This is a genomic window from Citrobacter sp. R-1.5.2, from assembly GCF_035064245.1.
Taxonomy (GTDB): Bacteria; Pseudomonadota; Gammaproteobacteria; order Enterobacterales; family Enterobacteriaceae; genus Citrobacter.
On record NZ_JASEYC010000008.1, the window covers coordinates 141,143 to 161,587 of the forward strand.

At 52.6% G+C, this 20,445-nt stretch carries 18 protein-coding genes; 9 read left to right on the forward strand and 9 right to left on the reverse strand.

The window, feature by feature from the left end; all coding sequences use genetic code 11:
• Positions 1–42 precede the first annotated feature (42 nt).
• The 7 genes from QMN38_RS15830 to QMN38_RS15860 all read left to right on the forward strand — a co-directional run bounded on the left by QMN38_RS15830 (position 43) and on the right by QMN38_RS15860 (position 6,082).
• Complete coding sequence (locus QMN38_RS15830; RefSeq protein WP_323605328.1) at positions 43–1,596, forward strand: BglG family transcription antiterminator; 1,554 nt, start codon at positions 43–45, stop codon at positions 1,594–1,596.
• Between the two features lie 26 nt (positions 1,597–1,622).
• Positions 1,623–2,093 carry a PTS sugar transporter subunit IIA gene (locus tag QMN38_RS15835; protein ID WP_271457316.1) on the forward strand — a complete coding sequence of 157 codons (471 nt, stop codon included), beginning with the start codon at positions 1,623–1,625 and terminating at the stop codon, positions 2,091–2,093.
• 19 nt (positions 2,094–2,112) lie between these two features.
• Positions 2,113–2,433, forward strand: coding sequence for a PTS fructose transporter subunit IIB (locus tag QMN38_RS15840; RefSeq protein ID WP_271442007.1), 321 nt, complete (start codon positions 2,113–2,115; stop codon positions 2,431–2,433).
• Between the two features lie 26 nt (positions 2,434–2,459).
• Positions 2,460–3,551, forward strand: a complete 1,092-nt coding sequence (locus QMN38_RS15845; protein ID WP_271442008.1) for a PTS fructose transporter subunit IIC — start codon at positions 2,460–2,462, stop codon at positions 3,549–3,551.
• 11 nt (positions 3,552–3,562) lie between these two features.
• Positions 3,563–4,414: a class II fructose-bisphosphate aldolase gene (locus QMN38_RS15850; protein ID WP_323605329.1), complete on the forward strand. Its 852-nt coding sequence runs from the start codon at positions 3,563–3,565 to the stop codon at positions 4,412–4,414.
• Positions 4,415–4,494: 80 nt separating this feature from the next.
• Complete coding sequence (locus QMN38_RS15855) at positions 4,495–5,355, forward strand: ketose-bisphosphate aldolase (protein ID WP_137382123.1); 861 nt, start codon at positions 4,495–4,497, stop codon at positions 5,353–5,355.
• 49 nt (positions 5,356–5,404) lie between these two features.
• Positions 5,405–6,082 carry a D-lyxose/D-mannose family sugar isomerase gene (locus tag QMN38_RS15860; RefSeq protein ID WP_323605330.1) on the forward strand — a complete coding sequence of 226 codons (678 nt, stop codon included), beginning with the start codon at positions 5,405–5,407 and terminating at the stop codon, positions 6,080–6,082.
• Positions 6,083–6,123: 41 nt separating this feature from the next.
• Here QMN38_RS15860 and QMN38_RS15865 read toward each other — a convergent pair whose 3' ends face one another.
• Together QMN38_RS15865 and xanP are read right to left on the reverse strand one after the other, a co-directional pair.
• The gene (locus tag QMN38_RS15865) at positions 6,124–7,833 is read right to left on the reverse strand and encodes an AsmA family protein (RefSeq protein WP_323605331.1); all 1,710 of its coding nucleotides are present in this window, start codon (positions 7,831–7,833) and stop codon (positions 6,124–6,126) included.
• 121 nt (positions 7,834–7,954) lie between these two features.
• The gene (gene xanP / locus QMN38_RS15870; RefSeq protein WP_271442013.1) at positions 7,955–9,346 is read right to left on the reverse strand and encodes a xanthine/proton symporter XanP; all 1,392 of its coding nucleotides are present in this window, start codon (positions 9,344–9,346) and stop codon (positions 7,955–7,957) included.
• A 228-nt stretch (positions 9,347–9,574) separates the two neighbouring features.
• Here xanP and gltS point away from each other — a divergent pair, with 228 nt between their 5' ends.
• Positions 9,575–10,780: a sodium/glutamate symporter gene (gene gltS / locus QMN38_RS15875; protein WP_271442014.1), complete on the forward strand. Its 1,206-nt coding sequence runs from the start codon at positions 9,575–9,577 to the stop codon at positions 10,778–10,780.
• A gap of 40 nt (positions 10,781–10,820) precedes the next feature.
• On the opposite strand, the gene recG is transcribed toward gltS, so the two are convergent.
• From recG to gmk, 5 genes are read right to left on the reverse strand one after another with little or no spacing between them, the layout of a single operon-like run.
• Positions 10,821–12,902 (reverse strand): ATP-dependent DNA helicase RecG, encoded by a 2,082-nt coding sequence (gene recG / locus QMN38_RS15880; protein WP_202037395.1) that lies wholly within the window; start codon positions 12,900–12,902, stop codon positions 10,821–10,823.
• 5 nt (positions 12,903–12,907) lie between these two features.
• On the reverse strand, positions 12,908–13,597 hold the full coding sequence (gene trmH / locus QMN38_RS15885; protein ID WP_271454907.1) for a tRNA (guanosine(18)-2'-O)-methyltransferase TrmH: 690 nt from the start codon (positions 13,595–13,597) through the stop codon (positions 12,908–12,910).
• Between the two features lie 6 nt (positions 13,598–13,603).
• Positions 13,604–15,715, reverse strand: a complete 2,112-nt coding sequence (gene spoT / locus QMN38_RS15890) for a bifunctional GTP diphosphokinase/guanosine-3',5'-bis pyrophosphate 3'-pyrophosphohydrolase (RefSeq protein ID WP_323605332.1) — start codon at positions 15,713–15,715, stop codon at positions 13,604–13,606.
• Positions 15,716–15,733: 18 nt separating this feature from the next.
• Complete coding sequence (gene rpoZ / locus QMN38_RS15895) at positions 15,734–16,009, reverse strand: DNA-directed RNA polymerase subunit omega (RefSeq protein WP_000135058.1); 276 nt, start codon at positions 16,007–16,009, stop codon at positions 15,734–15,736.
• A 54-nt stretch (positions 16,010–16,063) separates the two neighbouring features.
• Positions 16,064–16,687, reverse strand: a complete 624-nt coding sequence (gene gmk, locus QMN38_RS15900) for a guanylate kinase (RefSeq protein WP_137382115.1) — start codon at positions 16,685–16,687, stop codon at positions 16,064–16,066.
• A gap of 261 nt (positions 16,688–16,948) precedes the next feature.
• Between gmk and ligB the strand changes: the two genes are divergently transcribed.
• Complete coding sequence (ligB, locus tag QMN38_RS15905; RefSeq protein WP_323605333.1) at positions 16,949–18,628, forward strand: NAD-dependent DNA ligase LigB; 1,680 nt, start codon at positions 16,949–16,951, stop codon at positions 18,626–18,628.
• Here ligB and QMN38_RS15910 read toward each other — a convergent pair.
• Positions 18,625–19,242 (reverse strand): trimeric intracellular cation channel family protein, encoded by a 618-nt coding sequence (locus tag QMN38_RS15910; RefSeq protein WP_038635410.1) that lies wholly within the window; start codon positions 19,240–19,242, stop codon positions 18,625–18,627. The genes ligB and QMN38_RS15910 overlap by 4 nt on opposite strands.
• Positions 19,243–19,500: 258 nt before the next feature.
• Positions 19,501–20,364, reverse strand: coding sequence for a YicC/YloC family endoribonuclease (locus QMN38_RS15915; RefSeq protein WP_271442019.1), 864 nt, complete (start codon positions 20,362–20,364; stop codon positions 19,501–19,503).
• Positions 20,365–20,445 lie beyond the last annotated feature (81 nt).

Consider the following 20,445-nt stretch of genomic DNA (forward strand, 5'->3'; position numbering starts at 1 on the left):
GCTTCTTTAGATATTTAATCTGGTGTGTAATAAGGGTAAATAATGCAAATGATTACCTCGCGACAAAACAGATTATTAAGGTTTCTTCTGTCCCGGAAGGAATATGTCACACTGTTGAAAATTGCTGAGCATTTATCTGTTTCGGAAAAGACCGTACAACGCGATCTGCGTTTACTGGAACAGTGGTTATCGGAATGGAAAATAGCCATTGATAAGCGTGCTGGCGCAGGTGTGATATTAAGTGCCGATAATATTACCGATCTTTTATATTTAGACCAGTTATTAGGGACGGAGGGTGATGATGCTGACGGCATGATGAATAACTCACGACGCGTCAAGATAGCCTCGCAATTATTAAGCGAAACGCCACATGAAACATCGATCAGTAAATTGTCCGAACGTTATTTTATCAGCAGTGCATCGATAGTTAACGATCTGAAGGTGATTGAATCATGGATTGCCCCGCTGGGTTTATCGCTGATCCGCAGCCAAAGCGGCACGCATATCGAAGGTAGCGAGAGTGGTGTGCGCCAGGCGATGGCATCACTGATCAACGGTGTGATTAACCATAATGAACCCGGTAGTGTGGTTTATTCACGTCTTGACCCGGGGAGCTATAAAGCGCTAGTCCATTATTTTGGTGAGGAAGACGTTTTATTTGTCCAGACGCTGTTGCAGGAAATGGAGAATGATCTGTGCTGGTCGTTAGGCGAACCGTATTACGTCAATATTTTTACTCATATTCTGATCATGATGTATCGCATCACGCGTGGAAATGCCTTACCGCGAAAAGATGAAAATATCACTTCATGTGATGAGAGCATTTTCTCAATTGCCAGCCGCATGATTCAACGTATAGAAAAACGTATAGCCCATTCACTGCCGGAAGACGAAGTCTGGTTTATTTATCAATATATTATCTCGTCTGGCGTCGTGATTGAGGAGCATAACGATGTAAGCGTCATTGGCCATATGCACTCCAGCGATGAAGCGCGGTTGATTACCCATCGGTTGATTGCCACCTTCGCCGAGATGGTCGACAGCGATCTTAGCCAGGACACGGCGCTGTATGACGGATTGCTGATCCACATTAAGCCGCTGATTAACCGCCTGAACTACCAGATCCGCATTCGCAATCCGCTGCTGGAGGATATCAAAGGCGAGCTGCAGGACGTCTGGCGGTTGACCCAATGCGCGGTGAATCGGGTGTTTAGCGGTTGGGGCGAGCGGGCGGTATCGGAAGATGAGGTGGGATATCTTACCGTCCACTTTCAGGCGGCAATGGAGCGCCAGATGGCGCGTAAGCGTGTGCTGTTGGTCTGCTCGACCGGTATTGGCACCTCCCATTTACTCAAGAGCCGCATTCTGCGTGCCTTTCCGGACTGGGCCATTGTTGGCGTGGTGTCGGCAGGTAGTTTGTCCTCTGTGCTGACGGACGATATTGAATTGGTGGTGTCGACCATTAATTTACCCGCCATTGCTATGCCTGTCGTGTATGTCACCGCCTTCTTCAATGATGCGGATATTAAGCGGGTAATGGAAACGGTTATTACTGAAAAATTACATCGGGCGACGTCACTGGTCGTTGAAAATTAATGTCTGAACTCCATGAGGTATGATTGATGGACATAACGAAAATACTTAATACGAATCGCGTTATTTTGGACATGAAGGCGACAAACAAAACGGAGGTGATTGAGGAACTGACTGATATTCTGCAAAAAGATGGTGCTATTAGCTGTCGGGAAACGTTTATTCAGGATGTCTGGCAGCGTGAATCTGAGGGATCAACCGGCTTCGAAAATCATATTGCGATCCCGCACGGAAAATCATCAGCGGTGATCAATACGACGCTGGCTATTGGGCGTACCCGGCAGGATATTCCCTGGGAAACGCTGGATGGCAGCAATGTGCGGTGCATTATTTTGTTTGCCGTTCGTCTTGAAGATCAGAACACCACGCATATTCGTCTGCTCTCGCAGGTTGCCGGAGCATTGGCTGACGAAGATATTATTGAACAATTACTGATCGAAAGCAGTCCACAGAAAATTATTGAGCTATTTAGCCAATATGCTGAATCCAATGTCTGCTAAATAAAAAGTGGAGCATGTTATGAATATTGTTTGTGTTGCCGCCTGTACGGCGGGTATTGCGCACACCTATATTGCCCGTGAGAAATTAATTAAAGGTGCTAAAGCGCTTGGTCATAATATTAAAGTTGAAACCCAGGGCACTATCGGAACGGAAAATGAATTGCTGGCAGAGGATATTTCATCTGCAGATGTCGTGATTCTTGCTGTGGATGTAAAAATAAAAGGTGAGGAACGGTTTTCAAATAAACGCATTGTGCGAGTGAAAACGGAAATAGTCATAAAATCACCGGTTCAGTTTCTTGAAAAGGTTGAAAAATCATTAGTTAACGCAAACCAGTAGCGATCCTCATTTTGGAGGGGTTTCACATGAGTGAAAATAAAATTCCGCTATCTCAGGAAGTTAAAAAGCATTTGTTAACGGGGATTTCGTGGATGATTCCGTTAATTGTTGCCGCTGGGATCTGTATTGCTCTGGGGCAAATACTTGGCGGCACTAACGTGGGTGAAAAAATCGGGACAATACCCTGGATGCTCAACCAGATAGGTGGTTGGGGGATGGGGTTGATTGTGCCGCTGATTAGCGCGGCGATTGCTTACTCCATTGCCGATCGCCCCGGATTTGCGCCGGGTCTGATTGTCGGTTTTGTCTGTGGCGAAATTCATACCGGTTTTATTGGCGGAATGCTTGGCGGGTTTCTGGTTGGCTACACCGTTCTGCTGTTGAAACGTTATATCCGTTTACCGCAATCAATGCAGGGGCTGATGCCCATCATGGTGCTACCGGTGTTGAGTACTGTGATTGGCGGTCTGTTGATGATGACGCTGATCGGCAAGCCGATTGCCTGGCTGCAGGACGCGCTGATCCACCTGTTGGAGTCCATGCAGGGTGGGTCCCGTTTTCTGATGGGGGCGATCCTCGGCGCAATGGCGACATTCGACTTCGGCGGACCGGTAAATAAAACCATGTCGCTGTTTGCGGATGGCATGCTGGTTAGCGGCGTGTATGGCCCTGAAGCGGTCAAGTTTGTCGGGTCGATGATCCCACCGTTCGGCATTACGCTCTCCTTCCTGCTGACGCGCCACAAGTACACCCGGGCCGAACGTGAGGCACTGAAGGCGGCATTCCCGATGGGGATCTGCATGATTACCGAAGGCGTTATACCGATTGCGGCACGTGACCTGTTGCGTGTGGTTGGGTCCTGTGTGGTGGCATCAGCGGTGGCGGGCGGCTTGATTATGGTATGGGGTGTCGAAAGTCCGGTTCCGCACGGCGGCATGTTCGTGGTCCCACTCTTCACACACCCGCTGCTGTTTTGCCTGGCATTGGGGATCGGCACGGTGATTTGCGGCGTGATGCTCTCACTGTGGAAGAAACCGGTGACTGAGCGTGACGAGGAGTTTGACGAACTCAGCGATCAGAAGCTGAAAGACGAAGAAATCACCTTCACCCTGGAATAACCGGAGGCTGTATGTTTGCTGATATGAAAAGTATGGTGACGAAAGCCTGGCGTGAACAGTACGCGCTGCTGGCAATCAACTGTATGAACCTGGAAAGCGCCCGGGCGGCGGTTCGGGTGGCTGAGAAACATCATGCGCCCATTATTCTGAATCTGTATCAGGGGCATCTGGACCATTTTCCTGCATCGATAGCCGTTGCGGTCGTCAAAACGCTGGCGGATGAAGCTTCGGTGCCGGTCGTGCTGGCACTGGACCACGGCAAAGATCCTGTACGCATCCGCCAGGCTTTTCGCGCCGGGTTTAGTGGCTTGATGATCGACGCTTCGGCGTTTGCGCTGGAGGAAAATATTCGTCAGACCCGTGCGGTTGTGGATTTGGCTGCCAGCGTCTCGCTGTGTGTGGAAGGCGAGTTGGGGCATCTTGCCGATGCTCCACGCTACGACCACGCGACGAACGTTGATTTGATGACCCAGGCTGCTGACGTTGAGCCATTTATCCAGCAGACCGGGATCGACGTGCTGGCGGTGTCGGTCGGTACGGCGCACGGTATGTATGCGCCGGGTGTGACGCCGGTGATTGATTTCCAGCGCCTTGAGGAGATTGCCCGTTTATCGACGGTGCCACTGGCTCTACATGGCGGCAGCGGTACGCCGTTTGACCAGCTACAGCGTTGTCCGATGTTTGGCGTCGCCAAAATTAACGTTGGCGCGGCGGTTTTTGAAGCCGGAAAAGCCGCATTGCTACATACCCTGTGTCGCGACAAATCCTGTGAACTTGTTGATGCCCTGGCCCTGATGGAACAGGCCTGCGAAGAAGCCATTATTCCGTATCTGCAGGCCAGCGGCGCTATCGGCAAAGCCTGATTCATTTTCTGTAACGCCTTCTATGCCTCTGCGATGACGCACTGGCAGGGCTTTCTACACCCTGAAACTGGAGAATTAACATGTTAGTTTCGATGAAAGAATTACTGCAGCCTACTCGTCAGCACGGTTTTGCCATTGGCGCCTTCAACGTGGCGGATAGTTGCTTTGTGCGTGCAGTGGTCGAAGAGGCGGAAGCAACCAACACGCCAGCGATTATCTCGATTCACCCCAGCGAGCATGATTTCGTCGGTGATGCGTTTTTTAGCTATGTCCGCGATATCACGATGCGCAGCCCTGTACCCTTTACTCTGCATCTGGACCATGGGGCATCGGTGGAACATGTCCTGCGGGCGATTCAGTGTGGGTTTACCTCGGTGATGATCGACGGTTCGCTGCTGCCCTATGAGGAAAACGTGGCCCTGACCCGCGAAGTAGTCAAACTGGCGCATGCGGTAGGTGTCTCGGTTGAGGGGGAGCTGGGGACGATCGGCCAGACCGGAACGTCAGTGGAAGGCGGTGTATCAAAAGTCACCTACACCGATCCTGCTCAGGCGCAGGACTTTATCGCCCGTACCGGAGCTGACACGCTGGCAGTAGCGATTGGTACCGCCCACGGGATCTACCCGAAAGGAATGCAGCCAGAGCTGCAAATGAACATTCTGCGTGATATCGCCGGGCGGCTGGATATTCCGCTGGTGCTGCACGGCGGCTCGGCGAACCCGGATGCGGAGATTGCCGAATCTGTCACGCTGGGCGTGGGCAAAATCAATATTTCCAGCGATATGAAGTACGCCTACTTCCAGAAGGTGCGTGAAATTCTGGCGAAAGAAACCTGGTGGGACCCGAACGTGATTTACCCGGAAGCGATTAGCGCCGCACGGGATGTGATACGCCATAAAATGAAGCTGTTTGGATCTACTGGCAAAGCATCACTTTACTAACGGCATGCAGGCGGGGAAACCCGCCTCTTTCGCGACAAGGAAAAGTGGAATGAAGCGTTCACAAATTAATTATGCCGTTGATAAGGCGCATGCAATTGCCGAGACTTTTCGAATCTGTCTGCCTGACTTTGCGTATTTTACCGTCGACGCCTGGCGGCAACAGGATCAAACTCTGTGGCGTGAAGTGCGCGATCTCCAGCTGGGTTGGGACGTTACTGACTTTGGGCGCGGAGATTTTGCGCAAACCGGGCTGACGTTACTGACGTTGCGCAATGGCGTGTTGGGTTCGGCAAACTACCCCAAACCGTATGCCGAAAAGATGCTGCAAATTCAACAAGATCAACAAACGCCGTGGCATTTTCACACCCATAAAATGGAAGATATTGTCAATCGCGGCGGCGGTGATTTATGTATGCAGCTGGCATGGGCCACGCCCGATGCTCAGTATGACGCGCAGCATATTATTGAGGTAAGTGTGGATGGTCAGCGGCGAACCGTTAAGCCCGGTGAAACGCTGGTGTTGAAACCAGGGCAAGGCATCTGTCTGCCACCCCGTTTGTATCATCGTTTCTGGGCCGAGAAAGCGTTTGTATTGGGCTGGGAAATCTCAATGGTGAATGACGACCGGCACGATAACCACTTTCTTGAGCCTGGGGGACGCTTCCCGGCGATAGAAGAGGACGAGCCGGTGAAATGGTTGTTGTGCAGTGAATATATTCGTTTATGAGCGGAAGTAGGCCCGGTAAGCGAAGCGCCACCGGGCAATAATCACTGCGCAAGTGGCGGCGCTGAGACTTCACTACCGGATACCACACCCGCCTGCATGGTTTGCGTCACCTGCTGTTTATCAGCATTTACAGCATGTAGCTGGCCGTTCACGGTCGGTTTGAGTGGCGCATCTGCCAGAATATTACCGCTGGCCGTAAGCTGAATGTTACCGTCACCAGGAAGCGGCAGTGCTGGCCATCCCCACTGCTGCAGGATAGTCATTGGCACACCACGCCCGTTCAGGCTGACCTGCGTCTGGCGTTGCGGCAACTGCGAAATGCTGGCGGTCGCCTCCAGCAGCCCTTTTTCCGTATAGGCACTTAGCTCGCTGATATTGATGGTGCTGCTGTTCGCGGCGAGGGCCAGAGAAGGTCGGCGCACGTCGGTACGGTTAAACGTCGCAGCAGCGGCATTGAGCGTGGCGCTACCACTCCAGATACCCCACTGATTATTTTGTACCAGCCCGAGGTTGGCGCCATAACCGTCCAGTGCGGTGAGCTGCCATGGGAACAGAGGGTCGATATCGATAATCAGGTTACGGCTGGCGCTGAATTTTTTCAGCGTCAGGCTGTTTAGCCAGGAAGGCAGGGGTTTCATCCACAATTGCTTCCAGTTTTCCGGCAGCGTGTATTCCAGCCCGGCAATGGCAACATCGTCAAGGACTAGCGACTTGTTACTGCGCAACCAGTTACCGGATGTTCTAACCATACCGCCTTCCCAGCGAGTGGTGAACTGGCGTAGTGCAATGCCCTGCGGTGAGAATTCGGCATTCAGAATGGGGTCGAAAAAGTGCAGTGAACCGTAGATAAACTCACTGGCGTTCATCGACAGCTTCCCTTCCTGAGTTTGCCAGTCGTCCTTGCTGAAGGTCATATTGCGCAAACTCAGATCGAGATCTGTTACTGCCCAGTCAGGACCTTGCAGACGGGCATCCGTCACCTCAAGACGACCAATTTGCAGGGACGGAATTGTGGTTAGTGGTGCGAAAAAATCGACCAGTGATTTATCACTTTGTAGCCGGATATCATTTAACCGCAGGTTCTCCACGACCCAGCTGCCATCAGCATTCCGCTGCGCAACGCCGGTTAACGCGCCGCGTGCGACATCTGCGCCAATGTTACTTAACGTCACGCGGTCATGGTCAATGCTGCCTTCGATCAGCACGTTGGTGGTGGGAACGTCGTTAAGCGTTAATGAACTGGCGCTGAGCTGAATTTGCGCTTTGTTGCCGAGAATTTTACCCGCCTCAGGGTTCCAGGGAATAACGCCGCCGTTCACGCGTTGCGCACTCAGGTTCCACTCACTGCCGGGGCTATTTAATGCCATATCCTGTAGCTGCAGGCGATCGGCCTGGAACGGAAGCGGCGCAGTTTGTTGAGAAAGATTGAGCGTACCGTTTTGCAACAAGATGGTGTCAACGTGCAACGGGTCGGTGATCTGACGACTGCTCAGGCCAATATCAACCGTTTTTGCGACCAGCGTGGCAGGTTGCCCATCACGACCAAAAGTGACATTTTTCAACAGAATATGGGATGGGGAGGAAAACCGGTGATCGATGGCATCAAAAGCCAGGTGGTAGCTGCTGTTCTCTGACACCCATGCGCTGACATGCTCTGCACCCCAACGGGTTTGCAGTAGAAAATAAAGGCCGAGGATCGCCACTGCACAGGTGATCAGCACGTAAATAAGCAGCTTTCCAATAAATTTCATGGTCTTCCATCCCGCGAAGTGCACATAGTCAAGTTATGCACGATTTACGCGCAATCCTCAAGGCGGGAATGGTGAAAGAGCGTTACAGCGGCATTGATTCAGAATCAACGCCGCATTTCGCTTACGCTTTCTCTGGCGGGAAAATCAGGTTCAGAACAATAGCGGTAATACCGCCAGCAGCAATACCGGAAGAGAGCAGGTTTTTCACCCAGTCAGGCGCAAACTGCAGGATCAGCGGTTGCTGGGAGACGCCGAGACCGACAGCCAGCGACAGTGCGATAATCAGGATGGCACGGCGGTTCAGCGGTTCACGTGACACGATGCGTACCCCGGAGGCGGCGATAGTCCCGAACATTACCAGCGTTGCCCCGCCCAGAACAGGTTCAGGGATATGTTGTACAAAGCCGCTGACTGCCGGGAACAGACCCAGTGCGATCAGCATCAGCGCCACCACAAAACCAACATAGCGGCTGGCAACGCCGGTTAACTGGATGACCCCATTATTCTGACCGAAGCAGGAGTTCGGGAAGGTGTTGAACACGGCAGAAACAAACGAGTTCAGGCCGTTCGCCAGTACTCCGCCTTTCAGACGTTTCATGTACAGCGGACCCGAGACCGGTTGTTCGGAGACATCGGAGGTGGCCGTAATATCACCGATGGTCTCCAGCGAGGTGATCATAAAGACCAGCATCAGCGGTAACAGTAAGCTCCAGTCAATGCCCAGACCGTAGTACAGCGGCGTTGGCACCATGATCAGATCCTGACTTACCGGCGCGGTATTTTGCGGCAACATGCCCATAAACCAGGCCAGCAGGTAGCCCGCCGCCATGGCAATCACCAGTGACGCAACGCGCAGGTATGGGTTGCGCTGGCGATTAAGAATGATAATCAGCGCCAGCACGACACCAGCCAGCATCAAATTCTTCGGCGCGCCAAAGGTGTTGTCGCTCATTGCCGCGTAACCGCCGCCAATCGATGTCAGGCCCACCTGAATCAGTGACAGACCAATGATCATCACTACCACCCCTGAGACCAGCGGAGTAATAATACGACGTGCCAGATGCAATACACGCGAGATAACCATCTCGGTGCAGCTTGCCAGCATCAGTGTGCCAAACAACGCCGCCATCATGGTTGGGATATCGGCGCCACCGGTTTTTAGCGCCGTACCGCCCATAATCAGCGGCGCAACAAAGTTAAAGCTGGTGCCCTGAATGGATAACAGCCCTGAACCCACCGGTCCCCAGGCTTTGATCTGAATGATAGAAGCCACGCCGGAAGCGAACAGCGACATACTGATAATGTGTTGAGTATCCTGAGCCGGTAAGCCGAGCGCCTGGCAGATTAACAGAGCAGGCGTGATCACCGCGACGAACATGGCCAGCAGGTGCTGACAGGCGGCAAACAGGGTTTGGGCTAGCGGGGGTCGATCTTCAAGACGGTAAATCAGTTCACTGTTGTGAGTCTGCGCAACCGGTTGCGCATTTGTCGACTCTACGGCGTTAACGGACATCAGAGGCAATCCCATGGTGGAAAAGCGGTGATTTTATCTGACCAGGACAGAAAAGCAAACGTTTGCGAGTAACTATTCTTAATATTTAAAACGGATAAACAAACATTTTTATATAACTTTTCACCATTTTCTGCTTAAAATCCACCCCGATAACTCATTAAGAGCTAAAAATCGACCTGGAATGAATCGTGCGTAGCAGAACTGCAAAGCGCACTAATGGAGCTGTATATGTTTTACCTCGATACATTATCAACACTGGTTGCTGCAACCTTGGTGTTGCTGCTGGGGCGTAAGCTCGTCCAGTCAGTCTCTTTCCTGAAAAAATATACGATTCCCGAACCTGTAGCAGGTGGATTGCTGGTGGCGATCGCGTTGCTGGTGCTGAAAAAAAGCATGGGCTGGGAGGTCAATTTTGATATGACGTTGCGCGATCCGCTGATGCTGGCGTTCTTCGCAACTATCGGCCTGAATGCCAATATTGCCAGCCTGCGCGCGGGTGGCCGCGTGGTGGGCATCTTTCTGATTGTGGTTGTTGGGCTGCTATTAATGCAGAACGCCATCGGTATCGGTATGGCAAGCCTGCTGGGTCTCGACCCGTTGATGGGCCTGATTGCCGGTTCGATAACGCTCTCTGGTGGACACGGAACCGGAGCGGCGTGGAGCAAGCTGTTTATTGAACGCTATGGTTTCGCTAATGCAACTGAAGTGGCAATGGCATGCGCAACGTTCGGCCTGGTGCTGGGTGGCTTGATCGGTGGGCCTGTTGCGCGCTATCTGGTAAAACACTCCACAACTCCGGACGGTATGCCGGACGATCAGGCAGTACCGACTGCGTTTGAAAAGCCGGATGTTGGGCGCATGATCACCTCGCTGGTGCTGATTGAAACTATCGCGCTGATTGCTATCTGCCTGACGGTGGGCAAAATCGTTGCGCAAATGTTGGTGGGTACGGTGCTGGAACTACCGACCTTCGTCTGCGTACTGTTTGTCGGCGTGATCCTGAGTAATGGTCTGGCGCTACTGGGCTTTTATCGGGTGTTTGAGCGAGCGGTTTCGGTGCTTGGTAACGTCAGTCTGTCGCTGTTCCTGGCAATGGCGTTAATGAGCCTCAAGCTGTGGGAACTGGCCTCGCTGGCGCTACCAATGCTGGCAATCCTTGTTGTACAGACCGTTTTCATGGCGCTGTATGCAATTTTCGTCACCTGGCGCCTGATGGGTAAGAACTACGATGCGGCGGTGCTGGCTGCCGGGCACTGTGGCTTTGGCCTCGGCGCAACGCCGACAGCGATTGCCAACATGCAGGCGATTACCGAACGTTTTGGTCCATCACATATGGCGTTTCTGGTGGTGCCGATGGTGGGGGCGTTCTTTATCGATATCGTCAACGCATTGGTGATTAAGCTGTATCTGCTGTTACCGATTTTTGCGCAATAAAGGCCGTGCGGCGGTGTGATAACCGCCGCGATGAAGAGGGTTATGCGTTGGAGTAACGTTCAGTTTCTGGCATCCAGCGCTCTATCAGCGCCACTGCCTGCTGTGGATAACGTTCGTGAATATGGCGGGCAATGCGCTGAACTTCCGGAATAATTGCCTGATCGCGCAGTAAATCCGCTACCTTAAATTCCGCCGTTCCGGTCTGGCGTGTACCCAATAGCTCACCGGGGCCGCGGATCTCCAAATCTTTTTGCGCAATAACGAATCCGTCGTTGCTGTCTCGCAGCACCTGCAGACGTTTTTGCGCTGTTTTTGACAGCGGTGATTTGTACAGCAGGACGCAGTGAGAAGCGACTGCGCCGCGACCGACGCGGCCGCGCAGCTGGTGTAACTGCGCTAAGCCCAGACGCTCCGGGTTTTCAATAATCATCAGGCTGGCGTTTGGTACGTCTACACCGACTTCAATCACTGTAGTGGCGACCAGCAGATGCATTTCGCCCTGTTTAAACGCAGCCATGACAGACAGCTTCTCGGCAGGTTTCATGCGCCCGTGCACCAGACCAATATTAAGCTCCGGCAGAGCGAGTTTAAGTTCTTCCCATGTGGCCTCTGCTGCCTGGGCCTCCAGTAAATCAGACTCTTCGATCAACGTGCAGACCCAGTACGCCTGGCGACCTTCGTGCGTGCAAGCGTTACGCACGCGGTCAATGATGTCGCTGCGGCGGGTATCCGGAATCGCGACGGTGGTGACCGGTGTACGTCCTGGAGGCAGTTCATCAATTACTGATGTGTCGAGATCGGCATAGGCGGTCATCGCCAGCGTGCGTGGGATTGGCGTGGCGGTCATGATCAACTGATGCGGGTGGAACCCCTGCTGCTGACCTTTTTCCCATAGTGCCAAACGTTGATGCACGCCGAAGCGGTGTTGTTCGTCGATGATAACCAGTGCCAGACCGTTGAACTGAACCTGTTCCTGGAAAATAGCGTGAGTGCCGACAATCATCTGTACCTGGCCGCTGGCAATAGCTTCCTGCTGTGCCTGACGCGCTTTACCCTTTTGCTTGCCGGCCAGCCAGCCCACTTCAACTCCCAGCGGTGCAAACCAGTTGCGGAAGTTGTTTGCGTGCTGCTCAGCCAGGAGCTCGGTGGGGGCCATCAGCGCAACTTGCTTGCCATGTGCAATTGCCCGTAGAGCAGCAAGTGCTGCAACCAGTGTTTTCCCGGAACCAACATCACCCTGTACCAGTCGCATCATCGGGACATCCAGCGCCATGTCGCGTTCAATCTCGGCGGTTACTCGCGCCTGTGCGCCGGTTGGCTTAAAGGGGAGGGCTGCCAGTAGCTTATTTTTTAGCGTATCGTTCGCGCTCAGCGGCTGGGCGTGAAAACGTTGGGCTCCGGCGCGTAACGCCAGCATGCTGAGGTTGTGTGCCAGCAGTTCTTCCAGAATCAAACGCCGCTGTGCCGGATGTTGTCCGGTTTCCAGATCGCTTAGCTGGAGTGACGGCGGTGGACGGTGCAGCGTGCGCAGAGCTTCTGGCAGGCTCATCATCCCTTGTAGTAATTCCGGTGGTAGCAGTTCGGCAATGGCGCAGGTATCAAGCAAATCCAGCGCCTGATCGGTCAGTTTACGCAGTGTTGCCTGCTTCACGCCTTCGGTTGTCGGGTAAACCGGAGTGAGCGTTTCCTGGAGTTCCGGCGTGCTGAGATCGCCCTGTACGCGATATTCCGGGTGGATCATCTCGGCGCCATATTTCCCGCGTTTGGCTTCGCCGTAGGCCAGCACCCGTCTTCCGGTAGCGAGGCTATTTTTCATCGCGGCGCTGAAATTGAAGAAGCGCATCGTCAGAATACCCGAGCCATCGCTTATCTGGCAGGTCATCATCCGGCGGCCACCGAAGGTGATATTGCAATTCAACACTTCGCCTTCAACGGTGGCGTAGACGCCCGGCAAGAGTTCGCCAATTGGGTAAAGATGAGTACGATCTTCGTAGCGCAGAGGAAGGTGCAACAGGAGGTCCTGCACGGTGTGCAGGCCAATTTTAGCCAGTTTACTGCTTTGTGCTGCGCCAACGCCCGTCAGAGAGTTGAGTGGGATGGCATCCAGTAAACGGCCTTTCATCGTGTTTATCTCGCAGACTGCATAGTGGCCCACCACGTTGCATCGGCTTCAATTTCGCCCTGCGTATTCACGTGGGGATAGGGGAGTCCTTTGCGCTTCGCCACATTGGCCAGCACTGGATATCCCCCTTCAAACAGCAAACGTTGCTGCTCGTCTTCCGGCAGCATGCTGTTTTCTCGCTGGTACATCCCGGCGTTTTGCCGCTGGCGTTGTGCTTCGTACAGAATCAGCGCCGAGGCGACCGAGACATTCAGCGACTGCACCATACCAATCATCGGAATGATGATGTCCTGATCTGCCAGATCTAATGCTTCCTGGGTGATACCGGTTTTTTCCTGGCCCATCAGGATGCAGGTTGGTCGCGTGTAATCAATCTCGCGGAAATCGACAGCTTTGTCAGAGAGGTGAGTTGCCAGAACTTGCATGCCCTGGCTTTTTAACTGCGTGACGGCATCGCCGATAGTGCGGTGAGTCTTCACCTGCACCCAACTGTTGCTGCCCGCGGCAGAGGAGGCCATGGTGCGCATACGACTACCCGGCCAGACGGCGTGGACTTCATGCACGCCGACGGCATCCGCGGTACGAATGATCGCAGAAACGTTATGAGGTTTGTGGACTTGCTCCATGCAGACAGTCAGATCGGGCTGACGCCGCGCGAGCATCTCGCGGATACGTGCATAACGCTGTTCATTCATAAAAGACTAGTTTCTGTTACGGGTGACTTTAATCACGTCCGGCATGACGCGGATTTTGCGCATAATGTTCGCCAGATGTACGCGATCGCGGGCAGTGAGGCGAATAAAGGCGCTGTAGACGCGGCCATCTTTCTCTTCAGTATTCAGGCTTTGAATATTGGAGGTGGTCGTGTTGATTGCCGCCGTCAGGTTTGCCAGAGCACCCTGGTGGTTAAACATATCCACCTTAATCTCAGTGATGAACTCCTGTTCGGTCTCTTTATCCCATTCAACCGCCATAAACTTCTCAGGCTCTTTCTGGTAGCCACGGATATTACGGCAGGACTCATGGTGGATCACCAGACCTTTACCCGGACTGACGTGGGCAATGATTGGATCGCCAGGAATTGGGCGACAACATTTCGCGAAGGTGATCAGCACACCATCTGCGCCTTTAATCGGCAGATGACCATGACCAGATTGTGCTGGCGCATTTGCCGGCACCTCACCCTGCTGAAGGTTTTTCGCAACGACCACGCTCATGGCGTTACCCAGGCCGATTTCAGCTAACAGATCGTCAAGCGTGGCGAGCTTCATGCGCTCAAGCTCACGCTGGATGATCTCTTGCGGGATCTCTGCCAGTTTACGGCTACCGCCTAAGGCATGGTTGAGTAGACGACGACCCAGACTGACGGAATCATCGCGTTTAAGGTTTTTCAGCAGTTGGCGAATTTTGGCGCGAGCTTTTGAACTGACCACAAAGTTGAGCCATGCCGCATTGGGGCGAGCGCCTGGTGCGGTAATGATTTCAACGGTTTGGCCACTGGAGAGCGGCTGCGAAAGTGGGTAAGGCTGCCTGTCTACGCGGGCACCAACGCAGGCGTGACCGATATCGGTATGCACAGCATAGGCGAAGTCTACAGGTGTTGCACCGGCAGGCAATTCGACAATTCGCCCTTCCGGTGTGAAAACATAAATCTCATCCGGGAAGAGATCAGATTTGACGCTTTCAATAAATTCAAATGAGCTACCGGCGCTTTGCTGCAGCTCCAGCAAGCTCTGCATCCAGCGCTGGGCGCGGATTTGTGCCGTAGTACTGGTTTCGCCGTGCTCTTTATACGCCCAGTGTGCTGCAACCCCCATCTCTGCCATCTGGTCCATGTCTTCAGTACGAATTTGTACTTCAACCGGGACGCCGTGTGGGCCGATCATTGAGGTGTGCAAAGACTGATATCCGTTCGCTTTCGGAATGGCAATATAGTCTTTAACGCGACCAGGACGTGGTTTGTACAGGCTATGCATCTGGCCGAGTACGCGATAGCAGGTATCGGAGTCATGAACAATAACGCGGAAAGCGTAGATATCCATGATCGAGTGAAAACGCTGCTCTTTGAGTACCATCTTGCAATAGATAGAGTACAGATGCTTTTCGCGTCCACTTACACGACACGGAATGCCAGCCTCCTGCAAACGTCCTTCGATTTCTGAGAGGATTTTTTGGATCATCTCTTTGCGGTTGCCGCGAGCGGCTTTAACCACTTCTTTAATCACGCGATAGCGGTTCGGGTACAGCGCTTCAAAACCCAGTTCTTCCAGCTCGGTTTTTATGTGATGAATACCTAAACGGTGTGCCAGCGGACTGTAGATTTCGAGGGTTTCACGGGCGATGCGGCGACGCTTATCCGGGCGTAATGAGCCTAGCGTGCGCATGTTGTGGGTACGGTCGGCAAGTTTGATGAGAATGACGCGGATATCCTGCACCATCGCCATAATCATCTTGCGAAAGTTTTCGGCCTGCGCCTCTTTCTTATCGCGAAACTTAAGCTTATCAAGCTTTGATACCCCTTCGACCAGTTCAGCAACACTTTTACCAAAAAGCTGTTCCATATCCTGGTAGGTGGCAGGGGTATCTTCAATCACGTCATGTAGCAGCGCAGCCATTAACGTTTCATAGTCGAGTTTCATCTCGGCCAGAATGCAGGCTACCGCTACCGGGTGCGTGATATAGGGTTCACCGCTTGAACGTGTTTGGCCCTCGTGAGCGTCACGTGCAACGAGATACGCCTGCCGAAGACGCTTAATCTGGTCTTCCGGCAGGTAGTTTTGAATCAGTTGATTCAGGCTTTCAAACAGATACAAGGGCGACCCGCTTTGTGATTAACGACGACCTTCAGCAATAGCGGTAACGGCTTGTAATTCAGCGGCTTCCTGCTCTTGCTGTTCCTGGCGCTCACGCACGTCGAGGATCTGGTTGTTGATCAGACCTTCTTCGATTTCGCGCAGCGCGATTACGGTAGTTTTATCGTTTTCTTCCGGTACGAGCGGATCCTTTCCGCCTACCTGCATCTGACGAGCGCGACGCGCGGCGACCAGTACCAGGTCAAAACGGTTACCAATTTTCTCTACAGCGTCCTGAACAGTTACGCGTGCCATACTTAAAATGCTCCACAGGTGAAGAAATGACTGGGCATGATACTGAATGTGGGTTCAGTCTGCCAACAGTTTGCTGATTAAAGCGTCATGACGCTGCTTTTGGCGGCTCATGCGCAGACGTTCGGCGCGAATGATGGTTTTCAAATCGCCCAGGGCAGTATCGAAATCATCATTCACAATAAGATAATCATATTCGGCGTAATGGCTCATTTCTGCAACAGCTTGCGCCATACGTTTCGCGATTACTTCTTCGCTATCCTGACCGCGGCCTCGGAGACGGCGGTCCAGCTCAATCTTAGAAGGTGGCAAAATAAAAATGCTGCGCGCATGCGGCATTTTTTCACGAATTTGCTGTGCACCTTGCCAGTCGATATCTAAAAAGACATCTACGCCGGATGCTAATACTTGCTCAATGGTTTCACGCGAGGTGCCGTAATAATTGCCGAATACCTCAGCGTGTTCCAGGAACGCATCTCTGCCAATCATGGTTCTGAATTCATCATGGTTCACAAAGAAATAGTGTTCACCATGCACTTCCCCCGGGCGCGGTGCGCGCGTGGTGTGTGAAACAGAAACCTGGGTGTCATACAACGGTTGGGTCTTTAATAAAGCCTGAATCAGGCTGGATTTACCCGCGCCACTGGGGGCAGAAACAATATAAAGCGTGCCTTGAGCCATGAGTATCTTAATGTATGTGATTGTCGAAAGAGAGCCTACATACGGGCTTATTATACACGTAGCCGCTTTGCTACGTAGCCTTTGTCACACTTTTTGCGCATGTTTATTGCGTTTTGCGTACCAGTTTCCTGTTTTACTGGCGGTTTGCTGCAAAAAGTGAAAATGCCAGGAAAGCTGCTCGCATGATGAATTTTTGCCGCTCTGTTTTGACGGCGCTTTGCGCTATATCTGCCGGGAAACGCATTTTCAGGCGGAGGTGGTATGGGGTTATGGAAAAGCATTGTGCTGGTGTTGCTGTTCTGCCATTTGCGGGCCGGGGCCGCGTGTCCCGCCTGGTCTGCGGATCGGGCAAACGAGGAAATGTCGCGACTACAACAGCAGATAACGCAATGGAATGATAGTTATTGGAAGCAGGGTGTGAGTGCCGTAGATGACGGTATTTATGATCAGTTGAATGCGCAGCTACACCAATGGCAACGCTGTTTCGGAGGTGATTCACAGACAGACCTGTCTGCGCCACCGATAAGCGGCTCAATATTGCACCCTGTTCCTCATACGGGTGTTCGTAAGCTGGCAGATAAGCAAGCGGTGCAGCAATGGATGCAGACGCGTAGCGATCTCTGGGTGCAACCAAAAGTAGACGGTGTTGCAGTAACGCTGGTTTATCGGGATGGCAATCTGATTAAGGCGATCAGCCGTGGTAACGGCATCAAAGGCGAAGACTGGACACACAAGGTTCTCCAGATGCCTTCGATACCGCGGACTGTCCGAGGACAGCTTGCGAACAGCACGCTGCAGGGGGAGATTTTTTTGCAGCAGGATGGGCATATCCAGCAAAAGAAAGGCGGTGTGAATGCCCGTTCTAAGGTTGCCGGTATGATGATGCAGCAGAACACGCCGGAGTTATTACGCTCTCTGAACATATTTATTTGGGCCTGGCCTGATGGTCCTGTGGAGATGACGGAAAGACTACGGCAACTCACTGGTGCGGGATTCAGCCTCACCCAACGCTATACGCAGCCGGTGGCAAATGCGGATCAGGTCGAGCATGCCCGCGCCAGATGGTGGACTTCGGCATTACCTTTCGTGACGGATGGTGTGGTGATACGTGCAGAAAAAGAGCCGCAAGCACGGCATTGGTTTCCTGGGCAGGGAGACTGGCTGGCTGCATGGAAATACCCCCCTGTTTCCCGGATATCTGAAGTAACAGGTATTCAGTTCTCTGTTGGTAAGAGTGGAAAAATTGCCGTTGTTGCAGTGTTGGCACCCGTCATGCTGGATGATAAACGGGTACAGCGCGTCAATGTTGGGTCTGTACGACGCTGGAATGAATGGGATATCGCACCTGGCGATCACATTCTGGTGAGCCTGGCCGGACAAGGTATCCCCCGCATTGATGAAGTTGTCTGGCGTAGTACCCAGCGCACTAAACCAATACCACCTGATGGGCACTTTAATTCACTGACCTGTTTTTATGCCGCACCCGAGTGTTACGAGCAGTTTGTGGCCAGGCTGATCTGGGTTGGGGCAAAAGAGGTGCTGGATCTGCAGGGGATAGGTGAGGCGGGATGGCGGGAGCTGCATCAGGTATATCGCTTTGAGCACATTTTTTCCTGGCTGGGATTAACCCAGGAACAGCTACGATCCACATTTGGGATAAGCAAAGGGGAGAGGCTGTGGCATCAGTTTAATCAGTCTCGCCGTCTTCCCTTCAACCGCTGGGTTGGTGCGATGGGCATACCGTTGACCCAGGCCGCAGTGAATGCCAGCGGTGATAGCGCTTGGCTGCAACTACAACAACGCGATGAAAAAGATTGGCGGCAGCTTCCGTCTATGGGTGAGCGGCGGGTCCAACTGGTGATGCAGTGGCTGAAAAACAGGGAGGTAATAGCGCTGAGCAACTGGTTAGCTGCTCAGCGTATCGCCGGTTTTATGCCTTAATGGCCTTCATGGCGATAATAAAATACCGGTAGTCCCAACTTCAGGCGCAGCGCCAGTAAACGTGCTGTAAAGCCGAACAGTAGGGTAGATATAACCACAACATCGTGGCTGGAGACATAATGTTGCAACACGATGTACAGCACAGCAGCGGCAAATGACACGCCGGCATAAAGTTCTTTCTGGAATACGAGCGGGATGCGTTTGCAGAACATATCGCGTAATACGCCGCCGAAGACGCCGGTGGTAACCGCTGCAACTACGGCAATAATTGGCCCGTGTCCCATATCCAACGCAACCTGTGCACCGATAATAGAAAAGACCACCAGGCCCAGCGCATCCAGTACGAGGAAGATTTTACGCAGGTAGGGCATGACAGGAGCAATAATGGTGGTGAGTACCGCAGCGGCTGCCACGATAATGACGTATTCAGGGTGTTTCACCCAGCCGAGCGGATAGTGGCCTAGAAGAATGTCGCGCACTGATCCACCGCCAATGGCTGTTGCGGTGGCAATAATAATAACGCCAAATGTATCCATACGACGACGGCCTGCCGCAAGCGCACCCGTCATGGCTTCAGCAGTGATACCAATTAAATATAAAACGTGTAACAGCATGTCTTCCCCCTGATTTGCTGGGGGCTAAGGTTAACGATTTGTGCGCACTGTCACGATTGAGATTTTCTAAGGCGAAGTGATTTTAATAACTACAGCTAATGCAGGATTGATGAAAATGCCATATGGCATGCGCTTCATTATATTACTGATGGTGATAAATGATGAGAAAATATAATGCGTAGTGAGAAGTTATAAACATGCTCATCGAAAAAAACACGTAGCGCCGCCGTTTATCGACGGGCTACGTGAGATGGTGACTTACTCGATATTCTGGATCTGCTCGCGCATCTGTTCGATCAATACCTTCAGTTCAATCGCGGAGTTAGTGACCTCTGCATTGATAGACTTGGATGCCAGGGTGTTCGACTCGCGGTTGAATTCCTGCATCATGAAGTCCAGACGGCGACCTACCGCCTCTTTTTTCTTCAGGATGTTGTAGGTTTCTTTGACGTGAGCTTCCAGACGATCCAGCTCTTCCGCCACATCGATGCGCTGCGCCATCAGCACCAATTCTTGCTCAAGACGGTTATTTTCGAGTTGGACCTGCGCGTCTTCCAGTTTGGCGACCAGACGCTCACGCTGCCACTGCAGAATTTCCGGCATATGTGCACGAACCTTCGTCACTTCAGCGCTAACGCCTTCCAGGCGTTGCTCGATCAGTGCTTTCAGTGCCTGACCTTCAGTTTCACGCGCGACAATGAAATCATCCAGTGTACCGTCAAGCGTGGCGAGGATCTCAGCGGCAATAGCATCCAGGTCTTGCTCCTGAGCGGCCATTACACCCGGCCAGCGCAGGATATCGACCGGATTAATTTCGCCTTCATCGCTCTGCATCTTGACCCAGTTAGCAGCGCTAACGAGCTGTTTAGCGAGTTTTTCATTCAGAATGAGTTCGCCTTGTGCGCTGGCATCAGGTTCAAAACGCAGTGTGCATTCGATTTTACCGCGTGTCAGACGTGTGCGGATGCGCTCACGCACAACAGGTTCAAGACTACGGAACTGCTCCGGCAGACGAAAATAGGTTTCCAGATAACGCTGGTTTACCGAGCGCATTTCCCAGGTAGCGCTACCCCATTCACCCTTGATTTCACGCCGGGCGTAGGCGGTCATGCTGCGGATCATAGACGTTCCTGTTTTTGAAGATGAGATGGGAGGATTATAGCCATCCACGTCTTGTCAGGATAGGAATAACCGTCGGAAGTC

Coding starts and splice junctions, on each gene's coding strand:
- gmk (WP_137382115.1), bottom strand. CDS start 16,687: ATGGCTCAAGGCACGCTTTATATTGTTTCTGCCCCCAGTGGCGCGGGT.
- QMN38_RS15850 (WP_323605329.1), top strand. CDS start 3,563: ATGTTTGCTGATATGAAAAGTATGGTGACGAAAGCCTGGCGTGAACAG.
- QMN38_RS15845 (WP_271442008.1), top strand. CDS start 2,460: ATGAGTGAAAATAAAATTCCGCTATCTCAGGAAGTTAAAAAGCATTTG.
- recG (WP_202037395.1), bottom strand. CDS start 12,902: ATGAAAGGCCGTTTACTGGATGCCATCCCACTCAACTCTCTGACGGGC.
- QMN38_RS15840 (WP_271442007.1), top strand. CDS start 2,113: ATGAATATTGTTTGTGTTGCCGCCTGTACGGCGGGTATTGCGCACACC.
- xanP (WP_271442013.1), bottom strand. CDS start 9,346: ATGTCCGTTAACGCCGTAGAGTCGACAAATGCGCAACCGGTTGCGCAG.
- QMN38_RS15910 (WP_038635410.1), bottom strand. CDS start 19,242: ATGCTGTTACACGTTTTATATTTAATTGGTATCACTGCTGAAGCCATG.
- QMN38_RS15865 (WP_323605331.1), bottom strand. CDS start 7,833: ATGAAATTTATTGGAAAGCTGCTTATTTACGTGCTGATCACCTGTGCA.
- gltS (WP_271442014.1), top strand. CDS start 9,575: ATGTTTTACCTCGATACATTATCAACACTGGTTGCTGCAACCTTGGTG.
- rpoZ (WP_000135058.1), bottom strand. CDS start 16,009: ATGGCACGCGTAACTGTTCAGGACGCTGTAGAGAAAATTGGTAACCGT.
- trmH (WP_271454907.1), bottom strand. CDS start 13,597: ATGAATGAACAGCGTTATGCACGTATCCGCGAGATGCTCGCGCGGCGT.
- QMN38_RS15860 (WP_323605330.1), top strand. CDS start 5,405: ATGAAGCGTTCACAAATTAATTATGCCGTTGATAAGGCGCATGCAATT.
- ligB (WP_323605333.1), top strand. CDS start 16,949: ATGGGGTTATGGAAAAGCATTGTGCTGGTGTTGCTGTTCTGCCATTTG.
- QMN38_RS15835 (WP_271457316.1), top strand. CDS start 1,623: ATGGACATAACGAAAATACTTAATACGAATCGCGTTATTTTGGACATG.
- QMN38_RS15830 (WP_323605328.1), top strand. CDS start 43: ATGCAAATGATTACCTCGCGACAAAACAGATTATTAAGGTTTCTTCTG.
- QMN38_RS15855 (WP_137382123.1), top strand. CDS start 4,495: ATGTTAGTTTCGATGAAAGAATTACTGCAGCCTACTCGTCAGCACGGT.
- QMN38_RS15915 (WP_271442019.1), bottom strand. CDS start 20,364: ATGATCCGCAGCATGACCGCCTACGCCCGGCGTGAAATCAAGGGTGAA.